The organism is Cystobacter fuscus (assembly GCF_044360685.1).
In the GTDB taxonomy this organism is placed as follows: Bacteria; Myxococcota; Myxococcia; order Myxococcales; family Myxococcaceae; genus Cystobacter; species Cystobacter fuscus_C.
In genome coordinates this window covers 6,935,489-6,953,586 of sequence record NZ_CP043491.1, presented here as the reverse complement: position 1 = coordinate 6,953,586, position 18,098 = coordinate 6,935,489, and the positions used below count along the sequence as shown (strand labels likewise).

Sequence of the window (18,098 nt, the reverse complement as noted above, 5' to 3'; positions counted from 1 at the left end):
CGGTGGACGCAATAGAGCTTGCTGTTGAATGCCGCGAGGGCCGGGGTGGTGGACGAGGTCAGGGAGAACCTGGTGAACGAAGTCCAGGAACTCCCATTGAAGGTCGCGTGGTACAGGTCTTCAACTCGGCCAAGACGCTGGAGGGCGCTTCTATTTCGCGATCCACGCCGCGAAGCGCTCGTCGAGGAGCGGCGCCGCCTTGTCGACGGCGTCCCACGTGTCGTCATCGAGCTTCGGCTGGTCGTGACCGAACGGGCCCGCGCGCTTTCCGAACGTCTTCTTGAGGTCGGCCGTTATCCAGAGGCCGTTCATGTTGTGGAACCAGCGCCACGCCATCTCGCGCAGCCCCGGCACATCACGGAGGTGATCATCCCAGAGGCCACGCACGAGCGCCTGCTTCACGAACTCCGACCCCTTCGCCTCGCGTGTCTTGATCGCCGCGAGCAGCGCACGGTGCACTGGGAATCGCGAGGTGTCGAGAAGGCCTCGTGTCACGGCATAACCGACGAAGAGCCCGGTCGTGACGTCTGGATACCGCACGAGCGCGCCCGCGCTCTTCACGGAGAGGGTGACGGAGAGCAACTCCTCGAACTCGAACTCGAGCCACACGTGCTCCGCGGTGTCGAGCGGGTAGGTCCAGTAGGCGACGGTGAGCTCATCCTCGTTCGTGAAGGCGGCCCGGCGGCCGGTGGGCGGGCCGAGCAACTTCGTGACCTCCGCCTCCGAAGCCGCCTTCCACGGTACGTCCAGGAGATTCTCGCCAATCCCCGCTCTCACCCACGCGTAGGAGACATAGGGGATGAACGTCTTGGATGTCTTCGGGATCGGCGGATAGGCCTCGTTCAGGATGTCGTGAGAGAGGACGAGTTCGACGCCGTGCCTGGTGGCCGCGACGTTCACCGCGTCATTGTTCTCGCTGGTGGACGGTGGAACCTTCTTGCCGAGCACTCCAGTCACGTAGGCGATGACCTCGGGGGCATCCGCGCGCTGTCCGAGGAGTGACGCCAGCCGCTGCGTCTTCGGACCGAGCTTCTTCATCACCGGGGTCGGCGCGAACGTGTGTGCGGCAACGGCCGCCGCGGGCGGGGGCGCGGCGTCTCCGTCGAGCCAGGCCGCGAAATCGAAGGACTTCGCCTTCGGCGCCTTGACCTTCTTCGCTTTCAGCCACGAAGCCAGCGCCTTGCGCCCGGACGCCCCCTCTTCGTCGTCGAGCTCATGGATCTCCGTCTCGCCCCGGGACCACAGGAGCAAGAACTCCTCGAGGCTGTTCGCGACCGTCCGCGCCTCGCCCTCCGAACCGAGCAGCGCCACCGCGTGCGGAGCGTTGGCGCCGGTGTTCACGAGCGCGAGCAGCGAGCCGTCAGGAAGACTCAGGAACGCGAAGGCGTCGCGGCGGAGCTGGTCCGCCTGCTCGGGGTTCCACTCCCTCGGAATGGCCTCGGCCACGAGCGCATCGAAACAGCCCAGCGTTCCGTGGGTCTGCTGACCCATCCAGTCGCCGACGTCCTTGAGCAGCGGCGGAACCTCATGACCTCTTGGGGGCTTGGTGAGCTTGACAGTGTAGTTCGCCATTCCATCAGCTTCGGTCATGGGCTCGATGCCGTAAAGATTCGGCTCGGCCCTCCTGGCGGAGCGCCTCGAAGCAGGGAGGAAGTCGGGGACCAGGTGGCAACTGGACCCGGTGGAGCGAAGGCGGCTCGTATTAGCAGTGATACAAACCTAGAGAAAAAAGAGGATGCCTCATATCAGGGGGGTTGTTTTTTATTGGCGAAAGAAGGAACTCTTCAGCCGACTCCCGCTGCCCGGCCAAGGGGATTCCTGAGAGGATTCTAAGCCAGGCATCGGCGGGATTCCTGAGAGGATTCTAAGCCAGGCATCGGCGGGATTCCTGAGAGGATTCTAAGCCAGGCGCTACAGCTCGCCCATACAGGGGCTGCGCATATTCGCCGCCAGTCCACTCCTGCTCGCCCACACGAACGCTCCCCGCAGGGGCTTTCCTCAGAGATTTCTTGGCTATGGCCACATGACAGGCTCTCCCCCGAAAGAGCTCGCGAGGTTACGGATTTGCTTTACTTCATTGGCTCTCTTTCACTATGAGGCCCCTCCCTTGGCTGTCGTCTCGGAAGCACTTCGAGCCCTCGCGGAGTCGCGCGATTTCGATGCGGCCTGGCCAAGCCCTTGTTACCAAGCGCTCGAGCGCATGCTCGGGCAGTAGTTGTCCGAATAGATTCGATAGCCTTTAGCCTTTGCGTCACACCTCGCCCCGGCGGATTCAGCCCATACATATGCCCAGCCGGGCATCCAGCAGTCATGGCTCGTGAGCCAGCCACAATCACACACCACCACGGAAAGGGAGTCATGGAAGATTCCGTGAAGTTCGAGCCCAGGTTTTGCGTCACGGCGCCCGTCGAGGCGCTGGTGAGCGATCTCGGCATGTCAGGGGAGCGGTAATGTCCGGGATTGCCGGGTGGATTGATCGCGAACGCGATCTGAGGTCCGAGGGGCTGACCGCATCCCAGCTCGTGGCGGCGCTCGTCACGCGTGGGCGTCACGGCGAGGGACTGTGGCTGAGCCCACGGGCCGCATTGGGGCAGCGGACGGATGCCGTCTGGGTAGGGACGGCCCAGCCAGCTGTGATCGAGCAGAACGGCCAGGCGATGGTTGCGGCGGTCTGTGATGGGTACCTTCACAACGCGGACGACCTGTGGGCCGCCGCGGCTGCTGGCTCCCGTACGGGAGGGCCACCGTCGGTGGCCGAGGTTGTGCTGCATGCGTACCTGCGGTGGGGGCACGAGGCGGTGGAGCGGCTGGAGGGCAACTTCGCCTTTGCCATCTGGGACGTTCGGACCGAGGAGTTGCTGCTGGGACGAGACCGGCTGGGCATCAAGCCGCTGAGCTATGCCCCGCTACCCCATGGCGTCGTGTTCGCTTCGGAGGTCGCGGCCCTGGCGGCGCACCCCCTGGTGACTCCGGAGATCGACGACAATGGGCTGTGCGCTCTCCTTACCCAGTTGCGCAGCCCTGGGCGCGGGGCGCTGCGCGGCGTGTACGAAGTGCCGGCGGGTTGTACGGTCCGCTTCACGCGCGACCGGGAGCTCCACCGCCGGTACTGGACGCTGGAGGCCCACCCCCACACCCTCGGCCGCGAGGACACCGTAACGCGGGTCCGTGAGCTGCTGGTTGACGCCATCCGCCGAGATTTGCGCGGCCTCGAGCCCGCGGTCCTGCTCTCGGGTGGTCTGGACTCCAGCGCGCTGACGGGTCTGATCGCCAACAACTCCAGCACGCCGCCGCGGACGTTCACGGTGATGTTCGGCAACACGGCGGCCGCGGTGCCCGATCGACCGTTCGCCGAAGAGGTTGTCCGGATGTGGGGCTGCGAGCACCATGAGATCGCGGTCCGCCCACAGGAGCTGTCTGATCCAGTGATCCTGTCGTCCGTGCTCGCGGCGAAGGACCATCCGTCGCCCTTCGGGGACAAGAACATCACCCCGTTCATCTTCAGCCGGCGCGTCGCGCAGCTGGCGCCAGTGGTCCTCAGCGGAGAGGCCGCTGATGCCATCTTCAGCGGCCTCTCCGGTGCGACCGACGGGATGCGCGAGCCCTCCATGTTTCCGTGGATCGCGCGAGCCCGCGGTTTCGGCATGGAGTACGGAATTGGCACCGGCCTGTTCGACGAGGCGCTCCTGCGCTCGGTGGATGCCGCCGGCTACCTGGAGCGGCTGTATCGCGAGGCCAAGGCGGAGGTACCGCAGCTCGCGGGCTCCCCCGCCGTCGACCGTGCGGCGCGGGAGGTGGACTACCTCCATATGACGCGCCTGTTGGAGCAGGCGGTCTATCATTCGGAGCGGCTCGGAGCGGCGGCGGGGCTTCAGGTTCGATTCCCGTTCGCCGACCACCGCCTGTTCTCTTATCTGTACAACGTTCCCTGGCAATTGAAGCGCTTCGACGGACGTGAGAAGAGTCTGCTCCGGGCCATTGCCAAGGACCTGGTGCCCCAGTCGGTGCTCACGAGGGCCAAGGTTCCCTACCCAATCACCTACGACGCGCATTACAAAGCCTCGCTCGTCACCCGACTGCGGATGCTGCTCGATGACTCGGCTGCTCCCGTACGTCCGCTGATTGACCTTCGTCGCGCCGCGGAAGTCATCGAGAACCAACGCCTGCTCGACCGCGGCGGCTGGCTCGGCCGGGCTGACGTCGAGATGGTCCTCCAACTCGACAGCTGGCTTCGTCGATTGCGTGTACGCGTCAATCTCTAGTCTCTTCACAAGGCAATAGAATATGTCGACGACATCAACAGGTGACCTCTACCGGCTGTTCTCTGATCAGGCCGCCAGGTTTGCCGCCCGGGATGCGGTGCGTGACCAGCGCGGCGGTTTGACCTACGCGGAGCTTGCCCACCGCGCGGATGTGCTCGCGGTGGCGATCCGCGAGCTGTGTCCGAAGCCGGGTATCCGCATCGGTATACACATGGGACGCACGGCCGACGTGGTGGTGGCGGTGCTCGCGATCATCTCGACCGGCCACACGTACGTGCCGCTCGATCCGGCGTACCCACTCGAGCGGCTCCAGTTCATGGCCAGCGACAGTGGACTGTCAGTCGTCATCTCCGACCGGGAGGTGCCTGACGGACTCGGCGTCGCGCGCGTGCTTCGTCTGGACCGGGTCGACTGGTCCGTGGACGTCCCCGCCGCACCGGGGGTCGAGGCCGATCCCGAGAGCGCCGCCTACGTCATCTACACCTCGGGTTCGACGGGAGTACCGAAGGGCGTGGAGGTACGCAGGCGCAGCGTGGTGGCGCTGGTGAACGCCGTGTGCTCGCGGCACTCGTTTGGCGAAACCGACGTGTGGACGCTCTTTCACTCCTACTGCTTCGACTTTTCGGTTTTCGAGATGTGGGGAGCATTGGCCACGGGTGCCACCCTCGTGGTGGTGCCGGCGGAGGTCGCCGCCTCGCCGCGCGCCAGTGCCGAGTTGCTCGTACGGGAGCGGGTCACGGTCATGAACATCGTGCCGTCGGTCTTCCGCTACCTGACCGCCGCCGCGCGGCAGCTCGCGCAGCGCCCCGTGACCGTGCGCCGCATCATCTTTGGTGGCGAGTCGATCGACGTGGCCGACGCCCGCTCCTGGCGGGAAGCCATCCGCGCCGACTGCGAGTTCATCAACACCTACGGCATCACGGAAACCACGGTGTTCGTCACCACTCGACCGCTGCTGCCCGCCGAGCTCGAGTCCACCGGCGATGACCGCGAATTCGCCACCGATCTCGGCGAGCCATTGAATGGCTGGGAGCTTCAGGTCCTCGACGAGGGTGGCGCCCCCGTCGAGCCGGGAGGGATTGGCGAGATCTGGGTTGCCGGTGATGGAGTCGCTGTCGGCTACCTCAACCGGCCCGAACTCACCGCGGAACGGTTCCGCCAGCTGGCGCTCCCGGGCCATCCGCCGAGGGTTTTCTACCGCAGTGGTGACCTGGCCACGCGGACGAAGAACAACGTGTATTGCTATTCGGGTCGAGCCGACGATCAGGTGAAGATCAACGGCTTCCGGATCGAACTCGGAGAGGTCGAGGCGGCGCTGCGCAAGGCCTCCGGGATCCGGGACCTGGCGGTGGTCTGTACCCGTAGCCGGATAGGCGGCCGGATGTTGTCGGCCTTCTACGTCGCCGACGCCGTTTCGACGCCGGAACTCACCGCGCTGGCCCGCGCGACGCTCCCCGCCCACATGGTGCCCGGACGATTCGTCCAGTTGGCGGAGCTGCCGCGCAACGCGTCCGGCAAGACCGATCGGCGGGCGCTGGCGGAGCGCCAGTAGCCCCGCCCAGACCCGCCGCCATTCCCGAGGAATCCGATGAGCAAGAAACCCCGTAACTTCTCCAGCGACCCGAACCGGCCCAGCTTCCTGGAGGAGCTCTATCAAGGCAGGTTTCGCTGGGACCTGATCCGAGACTTTCCCGTCCAGGAGGCACAGGACCGGGCGAAGGGCGACCGCCTCGTCGAGCAGTTGACCGCTCTGCTTCGCGAGCGAATCGACCCCACGGCCGTCGACCGCGACCGCCAGCTCCCCGAGGGCTTCCTCGCGGAGATGGCCACGCGCGGCTACTTCCGGCTGCAGGCGAATCGAGAGGTCGGCGGGCATGAACTCTCGCACTACAATACCTTCCGGGTCGTCCAGGCGGCCGCGAGTTGGTGCACGCCGGTTGCACTGTCGATCGCGATCGAGAACGCGCTCGGCGCCAGCGCGTTCCTCTCGGTCGTGCCCGAGGGGCCGCTGCGTGAGCTGTTGAGCGCGCATGTTGCGCGCGGCGGCCTCTCGGCCAGCGCCGACAGCGAGCCCCAGGGGGCGGCGAACCAGCGCCGCGCCACCACCGCCACGCGAGTCGAAACGGCGGATGCCTATCTGCTGAACGGCCAGAAGGTCTTCGTGGGGCACGCGCCCGTCGCCGAGCTGGTCAGCGTATCGGCGACGATCCGCGAAAACGGCCAGGAGCGGGTCCAGATGTTCTTCGTGCGGACCGACAGTCCTGGCGTGACCGCCGGACAGTGGCACGAGTACATGGGGATCAAGGGCTTCCCCAACGGCTGGCTGAACTTCGACAACGTGCTCGTCCCGGCGAGCCAGATGTTCGTGGAGCGCGCCTCCGAGCACCAGGTCCGGGTGACCCCGGAGACCGCGAAGATGGTGGCTCGGGGCCGGCTGCACCTCATCGCGGCGCCGTCGCTGGCGATCGCCAAGCTGTGCGTGCAATGGGCGCGAGACTTCGTGCTGCGGCGGGAGATCGACGGCCGGAAGCTGGCGGACTACCAGGAGATTCAGCTGCAGCTGGCGGAGTCGCTCGCGCAGACCTTCGCGATCGAGGCGATGTCGCAGTGGTGCCTGCTCCCGGATGACCAGGATCGGCGGCTCAATCAGCGCTTCGAGCAGAACGCCGCCAAGAACGTCAGCTCGCTGCTCTGCTGGGATGTCGTCGAACGGACGATGTCGCTGCTGGCCGCGGAGGGCTATGAGACCGCGCACAGTAAACAAGAGCGGGGCGCGCCGCCGGTCCCGGTCGAGCGGTTCCTGCGCGACGCGCGCAACCTGCGGATCTCCGGGGGCGTGGACTTCCAGATCGACAACTGGATCGCCCGGATGTCGATCCTGTCGTACTACTACCCCGAGCCCGATCACGCGGACGAACTGGCGAAGAACGAGCCCGTCCGGCGCGATTTCGACGGTGCCGTCCTCTCCGGCCGCAACCTCGGCCATCTCCGCTGGGTCGCGGACGAGGTCCATCGGTTCGGCGCGACCTGTCTGGAATTGGCGCGCAACAACCCAGACCGTGCCTCGCTGATGGAGCGCGAGCGGACGCTCATCCTGCTCACCAGCATTGCCCGGGAACTCCTCGTCATGTCCCTCACGCTCGCTCGCGCCTCCAAGATGGCCGCGACCGGCGACGACAGCGGGCAGGAGCTGGCCGACGTGTATTGCGTATCGGCCGGACACCGCATCGCCGATTTGCGTCGCCGGCTCTCCGCCGACCTTCCCGCCCATGTCTCATCGCTCAATGCCTCCTGGCTGAGCGGCACTTCCCTCGAGCACCTCACTTCCGACGCCGCCACCGGCTCCCGGCGCTGACCGGTCAAGAAAGAACAACCCATGAACACCGCACCACAACAGATTCCTCTCTCCGTCGGACAAGAGGCCATGTGGATTGGCTGGAAGCTGGATCCCGGCCAATGGTCGCACATCATCCCGACTCCATTCCTGGTGCGCGGCACGCTCGATATGACGCGGCTGCGCGCGGCCATCGCGGCACTGGGAGAGACCTACCCGCAGCTTCGGGCACGGATCTCGTCGGGCTCCGACGGGCTCGTGTTGGATTGGTCCGACGCGCCGCCCATCGAGGTGCGGGAGTCGACCTTCGTGGGCGACCGCGACGCGGCCATCCGCCGGACCTGGCAGCTCCCTTTCGACCTTCGTCGAGGACCGTTGGCCCGGGTCGATGTGTTGCATGGGCCGGACGAGACGGTCCTGCTGCTCGCGATACACCACATTGTGTATGACGGGGCCTCGATCCTGATCCTGCTCGATGCCTTGCGCCGGGCCTACGCGGGCGAGTCGCTGTCTCCAGCCGACCCCACCGAGGCGTTGACGGCGTACGCTCGCCGCTCGCGGGAGCTGGCCGATACCACCGCCGGGGATGCGTCCCGGGAGTACTGGCGCCGGGTCCTGGGCGCGCCGACCCCGGAGTTCTCCCTGCCCGCCACCGTCGACACACCGCAGTACACCGTGCGGAGTGAAACGCTCGAGCCACGGCTCGTCGCCGACTTGCGCGGCCGCGCCGAGGACCTGGGCGTTTCCTATGTCACCGTCCTGATGGCCGGCTATTTCGCGCTGCTGCGCCAACACACCGGCGCCGAGGACGTGCTCGCGTTCCTGCCATTCCACGGGCGGACCACCGAAGCGCTGCGCGACCGGATTGGCTACTTCGTGAACGCCTTGCCGATCCGCGGTGAGGTGCGCGCTTCGGACAGCTATGCCGATCTGGTGCACCGCCTGCGCGGCCGGGTCAAGGATGCGATGCGGCACGGCGAGCTGCCGCTGCCGGCCATCATGCGAGCCGCTGGGCTGACCGGCCCGGCCGCCCGTGCCCGGACCCACCAGACCGTATTCCAGTACTGGAACGCGGGATTGCGTGATGACGTCGATGTGCGGGCACTGCGGCTGTGCGCTCCCGAGGCGGTTGCCACCTTGAGCCTGCTGGACATGGAAAGCAGCGCGGGGTTCACCCTCGCCGTCATGGTCCGCGAGGACAGCTCGGGAACGCATGTGCTGTGGAAGGATCCGGCCGGGGCCGTGGGACCGACCAGGGTCGCCACTCTGGCGGCCGACTACCGCGCGATCCTGCGCGAGCTGAGTACGAACCCGAACGCCGCGCTGCCCGCGCTGGCCGCGCCGAGCCCGACAGCTCCTTCCACCACCAGTGCCATCAGTGCCAGCCCCGCGGCCGCGTACCCCGCCGAGGTCGCCGCGATGGTTGGCGTCTGGCAGGAGGTATTGGGGGTCGGCGGGATCACCCCCGAGGACTCGTTCTTCGAGCTGGGCGGGCATTCGCTGCTCGCGGAGAGTCTGGTTCTCGCGGTGTCGCGTCACTTCGGCACGGAGGTCTCGATCCGGACGTTGTTCGAGTACCCGCGCCTGGCCGACTTCGCGGAGCAGGTCCGGGCGTCGAAGCCGGACGTGGCCGCAGAGAAGAGTTCTCCGCCCGCTGCCTCCGCCGTGGAGGTCCCAGCGTCCAGCTTCCAGCAGCGCATCTGGTTCGCCGAGCGGGTGGAGTCCGGCCGTGCCGCCTACAACGTCCCGCTGGCGTGGCGGGTTCCCGGTGGCGGCCTCGATGCGGTGGAGTTGTCCCACGCTCTGGCCAGGATGGTGGCGCGACACGAGTTGCTCCGCACCGCGTTCCAAGAGCGCGACGGCGAGTTGTGGCAAGTCGTCGGCGAGCCGTGGTCACCCCACGTCGACAGCGTGGACCTGCGCGATCGCGCGGACTCGGAGGCGGCGCTGCGCGACTGGCTGGCGGGTGCCTCGAACCATGCGTTCGATCCGACGTCTGGACGCCTGCTGACCGCGGCCCTCGTTGAGCTCCCCGGGGCCGATCAGCTGGTTTTCTTGTGTCTGCACCACCTGCTGTGGGACGGCGAGTCGATGGGGGTCCTGCTGCGGGAGCTGAACGCCTGTTACAGGCCCACGGCCGCCGGCAGCACGGTGGTCGTGTCTGCTCCGCCGGCAACCGACTCCGGTCTCCCGTCGGTCGTGCGCGCCGCCTCGGCCCATCAGGAACGCATGTGGTTCGTCGACCGGTTCGAGGCCGGCCACGTGTATCCGACGTCGCCCGTGTACCACAACCTGCCGCTGTTCCTTCGGGTCGACCGTCTCGCCGCCCCCGACGTGCTGGCCAAGGCGCTCGACACGGTCGTACGGGCACATGAGTCCCTGCGCACCGTGCTCGACAGCGTCGATGGCCGGATCGTGCAGCGAGTGCGGGCCGAGGCGACGGTCAGCCCACAGTGGCTGCCGGCGCAGCCCCGGGTGGCGGGCTCCGGTGTGCCCCAGGTACTGCTCGACTGGGCGGCGGCCCCGTTCGAGCTGACGAGCGGTTCCCTGCTACGGGTCGCCGTGTTGCCCGGGGAATCCGGTGACGGCTGGCTGGCACTGGTTGGCCACCAGGCGGTGGTCGATCGCGCCTCGCTGCGGCTCATCGCCGAGCAACTCCTGGCTGGCATGTCCGGTCAGGCCCCCGTCCAGAGCAGCTTCGCCAACTGGTTGGATGAGGTCTCGGCCGAGGTCAAGGCCAGGCACCTGGACGCCCGTGCGGAGCGGCTGCAACCCACCGTCGATCCGCTGCGGCTCCCCGAGCGGCGGACGCGCGAGGCGATCCACGTCTACGAGGAGCGGCGCATCGCGTTCTCGTTGCCCGCCGCCCTCGCGGGCAATGTGGGGCGGCTTGGCTTCAGCGCCTCGGACGTACTGCTGGGCGCCTTCGCCGCGCTGCTCGGCTGGTATTCCGGCCAGCAGGACATGGTCATCGGCGTCAGTCACCCCGGGCGGCGCGCGGCGACCCGGCATGTGGTCGGCCCGCTGTCCAACATGTTGCCGGTGCGGCTGCGCCCGACCGTGGACATGCCTTTCACCGCGCTCGTCGCGCAGACGGCCGCCGAGACGGCCCACGCCCGAGCGCATGATCAGGCGTTCTTCGACGAGCTGGTACGCCGGGTCGATCCGTCCAAGGACATGAGCCGTACGGCCTTGTTCGACGTGCTGTTCACGTACTCCGAGGAGCCCGGGCTGAGTCGTACCGCCGACGGCCTCGTCGCCCAGGAGGTTCAGACGGCCAGCGGATACGGCAAGTACGATCTGCACCTGTTCCTGCAGCCGGGCTCCGGCGCGATCGATGGCTGGCTTGTCTTCAATGGCCGGTACTTCGACGACGACCAGTTGCAGGCGATGACCGAGCACTATCGCGCGCTGCTCGAGCAGCTCATCGCCGCGCCCGAGCGGGCGATCGGTGATGCCGATCCGTTGACCGAGGACGAGCGGAGCACCCAGCTGATGGTGTGGAACGCCACCGATGCCGGGTACCCCGAGACGGCGGTCCACGAACTCATCCGGCAGCGGGCACTCGCCCGGCCCCAGGCGGTGGCCATCACCGCGGGGGACATCTCGCTGACCTACCGCGAGCTGCTGGACCGGGCCGAGACACTGGCGCGGGCGCTGGTGGCGAAGGGCGTCGGCCGTGGCGACCTGGTGGCCCTGCTGCTGCCGCGCGGCCCCGAGCAGGTCCAGGCGATTCTGGCCGTCCTGCTGGCCGGCGCCGGGTACCTGCCGATCGATCCCGCGCTGCCCCGTGATCGCGTGCAGTTCATCCTCTCGGACTCGGGCACCCGGTGGGCCATCGTGGCCAGCGATGCGGTGATGCATCCGGGTCTGGACGGCTTCGCCGGACAGGTCATGCACCCGACACAGTCCGATGGCGTCGGGGCGGCGCTGCCGCGGGTCGCGCTGGATTCGCCGGCGTACTGCATCTACACGTCCGGGACGACGGGCCGGCCCAAGGGCGTCGTGATCACGCATCGCAACCTCGTCCGGCTGATGCACAACGACCGCTTGCCGTTCAGCTTCGGTGCGTCCGACGTCTGGACGATGTTCCACTCCTACGCCTTCGACTTCTCGGTATGGGAGTTGTTTGGTGGCTTGAGCCACGGCGGGCGGGTGGTGCTGGTCTCCGAGCAGCAGGCGAAGGACCCCGAGCAGTTCTGGGAGCTGCTGCAGCGCGAGCGCGTCACGGTCCTCAACCAGACGCCCAGCGCGTTCCGGCGGCTGCTCGGGTTCAAGCCCCAGTCTCCGAGCAGCCTCAGCCGGTTGCGCTACGTCATCTTCGGCGGAGAGGCGCTGCGTCCGGCCATGCTCGGACCGTGGATGGAGCGTTACCCGCATGTGCGGCTGGTCAACATGTACGGCATCACCGAGACCACCGTGCACTCGAGCATCCGCACGGTGACCCGGGCCGACGTCGACTCCGACGCCAGCATCATCGGCACGCCGATCCCCACGACGACGCTCCTGCTGCTGGACCCGGTCACCCGCCGCCGGCTGTTGCCCGTCGGCGCGGTGGGAGAGATCTTCGTCGGCGGCGCGGGCGTCGCCGGTGGCTACCTGAACCGGCCGGAACTCACGGCGCAGCGCTTCGTCGCCTCGCCCGTCGGCTCCGGCACCCTGTTCCGCAGCGGGGATCTCGCTCGCTACACCCCCGACGGCGCGCTGCACTTCATTGGCCGCGCTGATTCCCAGGTGCAGCTGCGGGGCTACCGCATCGAGCTCGGCGAGATCGAGTCCTGTCTGCGCGAGCATCCCGCGGTCGTCGAAGCCGTCGTCATCGCCGAGGAGGATCGCCTCGTCGCGATCGTCCAGGGCCGGGCAGGGGTCGCCTTGGCCGAGCTGCGTGTCCACCTGGCACGCAAGCTGCCCGAGTACATGATCCCGTCGGTGTTCCAGGTCGTCGACAAGATGGTGCTGACCTCGAACGGCAAGCTCGACGTCGCCGCCGTGCGTGCCCGTGCCGTCGCGCTGGACAGCGCCGCCGGACCCGAGCCTCGCACCCCCACGGCTGTCGCCATGGCGGGCATCTGGTCCGAGCTGCTCGGTGTCGACGGGGTGTCCGCCGATGACTCCTTCTTCGCCCTCGGTGGTCACTCCATGCTGGCGGTCCGGCTGGTCAACCAGCTCCGCCGGCGGTTCAAGGTCGACCTGCCGATGAAGACGCTGTTCGAGCGTCCCCGGCTGCAGGAGCTCGCGGACCTGATCGATCAGAAGATCGGCGGGCAATCCGCCGGGCAGCCCGGAGCGTCCTCGGCGCGCGCCGCGGACGAGTTGGCCGCCACCGCCTTCCAGCGGCGCCTGTGGCTCGCCGAGGCCGTTGACGAGCAGACCCGCAACAACGTGGTCCTGGCCTGGAAGGCAGCTGGCAAGCTCGAGGGTGAGCTGCTGGGCCGAGCCCTGACCCAGCTCGTGGCCGGGCACGAGTTGCTGCGGACGGCGTTCGTGGCCGACGACGACACCGTCCGGCAGGTGGTGAACGGCGGATGGCGGCCCGAGGTGGAAATGCTGGACCTGCGCGCCTCGCGCGACCCCGACGCCGGGCTGGCGCGGTGGCTCGACGAGGCCGCCAACAGGCGATTCGATCTCGCCTCGGGCCGGCTGCTGCGAGTGGCCGTGGCCGACCTCGGCGCGCGGGGGCACGCGCTCCTCTTGTGCCTGCACCACCTCGTCATCGACGGTGAGTCCGTCCCCGTGCTCCTGGCCGAGCTGGACCGTTACTACCGTGCGGCCGTGGCCGGTGAAACCGCGGCGCCGCCAGCCGTGCAGTACCGGGACTTCGTGGCCGCGCAGGAAGCCCTCCAGGACACGGCACGGCGCAAGGCCGAGCTGGACTATTGGCAGCGCAAACTGGCCGGTGCACCGGCGAGCCTGGCGTTCCCCACGCCGGTTCCGGCGGGTCCCAACGGCGCTGTTCGCGTGCCGCTCCCGGCGGATCTGCCCGAACGGCTGAAGCCGCTGCAGACCCAGCACGGAGTCACGTGGTTCATGGCGTTCGGCGCCGCGCTGGCCGTCGCGCTGCACCGGTGGACGGGACAGCGCACCGTCACCCTGGGGGTGCCGGTCTCGACCCGGGATCCCGCCAGCTTCGCTGGGCTGCTCGGACCCTGCCTGAACACGCTCGTGCTCCGCTCGGATCTGGCCGCCGACGCGACCCTCGGTGACGCGCTGAACGCGATGCGCGCCGAGATGCTCGGTGCGCTCGAACACGCCGGGGCGCCGTTCGAGGAGGTCGTGAACCGGCTCTCCCCGGCCCGCGGCGTGGGGCACACGCCCTTCATCGACGTGACGCTCAACATGAACCTGCGCAGCGCCCGGCGGGCCTCGCTGGGCGGGGCCGAGCTGACCCCGCTGTTCTTCGACTCGCTGTGGTCTCACGAGGCGAAGTTCGGTTTGACCCTGACGGTCGCCGAGCAGGACGGCGAGCTCACCGCCATGCTGTCGTATCAGGGGCAGCGGGTGTCGGCCGCGGACGCCGAGGCACTGGCCGGCAACATTGCCCGGCTGCTCGGCGAGTTCACCCAACCGCCACGCGGCCGCTCTTCCAAGGGCATCACGACGAGCGCCACCGATGACCGGGTGCAGTACCGGCACTTCGTCGCCGCGCAGCTCGCGCTGCGCGACAGCGTGCAGCGCCGCAACGATCTGGCCTACTGGGAGAACAAGCTGGCGGGTGCCCCGGCCTACGTGGAGTTCAGCGCCCCGGTGGAGCCTGGGCCCCACGGCTTCGTGACGATCCCGCTGCGCGCCAACCTGCTGGAGCGGCTGCGACCGCTGCAGGCCCGGTACGGCGTCACCCCGTTCATCGTCGCGGCGACGGGCCTGGTCGCTCTGCTCCACCGCTGGACCGGCCATGCCGACGTGGTGATCAGCAACCCGATCGCGAACCGTGACAACACGGACTTCGCCGAGCTGCTGGGGCCGTGCCTGAACACGGTGGTACTGCGCTCCCAGCTCGCCCGCGACGCGACGTTCCTGGACGTCTTGCACGGCATGCGCGCGGAGGTGCTGGAGGCTTTCGAGCACGCGGAGGCACCATTCGAGGAGGTGGTGGAGCGGCTCAACCCGCGCCGTCGACCCGGTCGGACTCCGTACGCGGACGTGTCGCTGACCTTCAGCGCCGCGCCGGCACAACCCGCCTCGCTGGCCGGGCGCCCGTTGCAGGCCGCCGACATCAGCCACGCGGGTGCTGGCTACGCCGGCAAGCTCGGCCTCACCGTGAGCTTCGCCCTGGACGGTACGAAGCTGTCCGGCGCCGTTGCGTACCATGGGGCGCGCTATCGCCCCGATGACGTGGAGCGCTTCGCCACCATGCTGGGCCGGCTGCTGGAGCTGATGCCGGACCACCTGGACCAGCCGGTGGCGGCGCTCGATGTCGCCGAGGACGAGCTCGCGCAGCTGCGCCGGTGGGAGCGCGGACCCGAGCCCGAGCCGATGACGCCGGTCCCCGCGCTGGTGTTGCGGCACGGCCGCGACCGGGCCTCGGCACCGGCCGTCGAGTCGCTGCGTGGAACGCTGGACTACCAGGGACTCGTCGGGCGTGCACGGGCGCTGGCGGCCCGGATCCGGCCGAGGTTGCGCGGCGCGGACCCGGTGGTCGCGCTGCTGCTGCCGCGCGGCGAGGACTTCACGGTGGCGATGCTGGGAACCTGGCTGGCTGGCGCGGCCTTCTGCCCGATCGACCCGGCGTGGCCAGACAGCCGGGTGAGGTTCGTGCTCGGCGACCTCGACGCGCCCGTGTTGCTCACCGACGAGGCAGGCGCGGCGCGGTCGGGCTCCGTGCCGGCCATCCGCGTGGACGAGACCGACGCGACCGGCGGGAGCACCGAGGCGGACGACCCGGACTGGAGCGCCGGATCCACCGCGTACGTGATCTACACCTCCGGCACCACGGGCGAGCCGAAGGGCGTGGTCGTCACGCACGGGGGGCTGGCCCAGCTGATCCAGTGGACCGCGCGCCGCTACGCGATCAGCGGCCGCGACCGCTGCTCGCATCTGTTGAGCGTCGGGTTCGACGCCTCCCAATGGGAGGTCTGGTACACGCTGGCGATTGGTGCCTGCCTGGTGCCGCACGAGGCGCCGGTCGTCGCATCGACGGTCGGAGCCTGGCTGGACCAGCACCGCATCGACATCGCCTTCCTGAGCACGCCGCTCGCGGAGGCCGTCTGGCGGGCTGGGAATGGCCCGAAGGGGCTGCGCTGGATGTTCATCGGCGGTGCCGCGCTCTCGGAGTGGCCGCCACCCGGGCTGCGCTACGGGGTATGCAACGCCTATGGCCCCACCGAGAACACGGTGGTCGCCACGGTCCACGACCTCGAGGCGGAGCCGCGGCCTCCCATCAACCGGATCGGCCGGCCCATCGCTGGGGTCCGCCTGCTCGTGCTCGACCCACAGGGGCGCCGGTGTCTCGTGGGCGTCCCCGGTGAGATCTGCCTGGCTGGCGGCGGTCTGGCGGCCGGCATTCTCCGGCGGCCAGATCTGACCGCTGACCGGTTCCGCTCGGTGGAGCTCGATGGCGAGTCGATCCGGATCTACCGGACCGGCGATCTTGGCCGCTGGCTCACCGATGGCACCGTCGAGTACCTGGGCCGGGCCGACCGGCAGCTCAAGCTGCGCGGGTACCGGATCGAGCCCGGCGAGATCGAGCAGGTGCTGCTCCGCCAGCCGGAGGTGGCCCAGGCGGTTGTCCATGGTGATCCGCGACAGACCCCCGCGCTGGTGGCCTACGTGATTCCCAGCCAGGCAGACCGCACCGACACCGCGCGGTTGCTGGCGCGACTGCGGTCCAGCTTGCCGGCCTACATGGTCCCCGAGGCCGTGGTGTGGCTCACGGAGCTGCCCCTGAACACCAGCGGCAAGGTCGACGTGGCCCGTCTGCCCCGTCCGGCCCGAGCGGACCTCGTTGGCGGGAGCGGATTCATCGCCCCTGGCAGCGAGCTCGAGCGCCGCATCGCCGCGGTGTGGTCGGAGGTGCTGGGCACCCAGGAAGTCGGTGCGCACGACAACTTCTTCGACCTCGGCGGCAACTCGCTGAGCCTGGCCCGGCTGCATGGCCGGCTGGTCGCGGAGCTGGGCCGCGACATCCCCATCGTCGACCTGTTCGAACACCCCACCGTGGCGGCGCTCGCCACGGCCTTGGAGAACGGTGAGCAGCTGGCACCGGTCCGGCCACGCCGTGCGGCCCGGCCCGTTCGCCGCGGCCGAGGCACTACGGATGGAGCCTGACATGAGCAGCCTGGAAGACAGTTCGCTTCGGCTCAAGCGCCAGCGCACCCTGCGGGTTCTGCTCACCGCCGAGTTCATGTCGATGCTGGGGACCCAGCTCAGCGCCGTGGGGATGCCGTGGCTGGTGCTTCAGCTCACGGGCTCGTCGCGCGACATGGGCCTGGTCATGGCGGCGCAGCTGGCGGCCATCGCCGTGTTCGGCGTGTTCGGTGCGTCGCTCGTGGGCCGCATGGGCCCGCGGCGGGTGATGCTCGTCGGCGACACCGTCCGAGGGCCACTCGTCGCCCTCCTGCCGCTGCTCTACTACCTGGGCTGGTTGAACATCGGCGTGTTCATCGTCGTGATGTTCGCGGTCGGTGCGTTCTACGCGCCCTACCTGGCCAGCCAGCAGTCCATCCTGCCGCTCGTGGTGGGAGAGGACGAGGCCCTGCTGAGCAGGGCGACCGCGACGCTGCAGACCGCCACACGGCTCAGCGTGCTGATCGGCCCGCTGCTGTCCGGCGTGCTGATCACCGCGCTGGGCGCCCCCGTGGTGCTGATGCTGGACGCGGCGTCCTTCGTGGCGTCGGCGGTGCTGCTGCGGCTGTATCTGCCCCGGACGGAGCCGGGCATGGAGCCGGTCAAGGCCGGTCGCCAATCCGTGGGCGCGGGAGCGCGCATGCTGCTGTCGGACCGGCTGGTCGGGAGCTGGTCACTCGGGCTCGTGATCGGTGAAATGGTCTGGCAGGCCCTGTTCGCCCTGCTGCCCGTCATCGCCCTCACCCAGCAGCACGGCTCTCCGATGGTGGCGGGTGTGTTGCTGGCGATGTTCGGCGGCGGAGCCGTCACCGGGACGCTGCTGGTGGGGCTCCTGCTGCGGCGAGTACCCGCGCTGACCCTGGCGGTGGCGGGCCGGGTGGCGCTGGGCCTGGCCTTCGTCATGCTGCTCTTGCCGTTGAGCATCGAGGCCCTGGCGGGTTGCTTGTTGCTGGCCGGCTTGCTGAACGGAGTCTCCAGCGCTCCGATCGCGGCGGTGCGCGCCCTGCGCATCCCGCCAGCGAAACGCACCGAGAGCCTGACTGTCGCCACCGCGCTCGCGCTCGCGGCGGGGGCGTTGGGCTGGGCCCTCGCGGGCACGGCGGCGCAGAGTGCTGGGCTGCCGGCCATCTTCCATGCCCTGGCCGTCCTCCAAGTCATGGCCGCGGCGCTGTTCGTGTTCGGCGCCAGGGCCCCGGCCCAGGAAACCCAGAAAGGCTGAC

The 18,098-nt window shown here is 68.8% G+C and carries 6 protein-coding genes; 5 read left to right on the top strand and 1 reads right to left on the bottom strand.

The features are described 5' to 3' along the window. Nucleotides 1-150: 150 nt before the first annotated feature. Nucleotides 151-1,572 (bottom strand): hypothetical protein, encoded by a 1,422-nt coding sequence (locus F0U63_RS28390; protein ID WP_395834393.1) that lies wholly within the window; start codon nucleotides 1,570-1,572, stop codon nucleotides 151-153. A gap of 878 nt (nucleotides 1,573-2,450) precedes the next feature. On the opposite strand from F0U63_RS28390, the gene asnB reads away from it, so the two are divergent. Genes asnB through F0U63_RS28365 form a run of 5 tightly spaced genes read left to right on the top strand, consistent with a single transcriptional unit; the run spans nucleotide 2,451 to nucleotide 18,097 of the window. After that, nucleotides 2,451-4,262: an asparagine synthase (glutamine-hydrolyzing) gene (gene asnB, locus F0U63_RS28385; protein WP_395834391.1), complete on the top strand. Its 1,812-nt coding sequence runs from the start codon at nucleotides 2,451-2,453 to the stop codon at nucleotides 4,260-4,262. A gap of 22 nt (nucleotides 4,263-4,284) precedes the next feature. After that, complete coding sequence (locus F0U63_RS28380; protein WP_395834389.1) at nucleotides 4,285-5,814, top strand: amino acid adenylation domain-containing protein; 1,530 nt, start codon at nucleotides 4,285-4,287, stop codon at nucleotides 5,812-5,814. Between the two features lie 36 nt (nucleotides 5,815-5,850). After that, nucleotides 5,851-7,617 (top strand): acyl-CoA dehydrogenase family protein, encoded by a 1,767-nt coding sequence (locus tag F0U63_RS28375; protein WP_395834386.1) that lies wholly within the window; start codon nucleotides 5,851-5,853, stop codon nucleotides 7,615-7,617. A 21-nt stretch (nucleotides 7,618-7,638) separates the two neighbouring features. Continuing rightward, nucleotides 7,639-16,860, top strand: coding sequence for an amino acid adenylation domain-containing protein (locus tag F0U63_RS28370; protein WP_395834384.1), 9,222 nt, complete (start codon nucleotides 7,639-7,641; stop codon nucleotides 16,858-16,860). Nucleotide 16,861: 1 nt separating this feature from the next. Then, nucleotides 16,862-18,097 (top strand): MFS transporter, encoded by a 1,236-nt coding sequence (locus tag F0U63_RS28365; protein ID WP_395834381.1) that lies wholly within the window; start codon nucleotides 16,862-16,864, stop codon nucleotides 18,095-18,097. The last annotated feature ends 1 nt before the right edge of the window (nucleotide 18,098 follow it).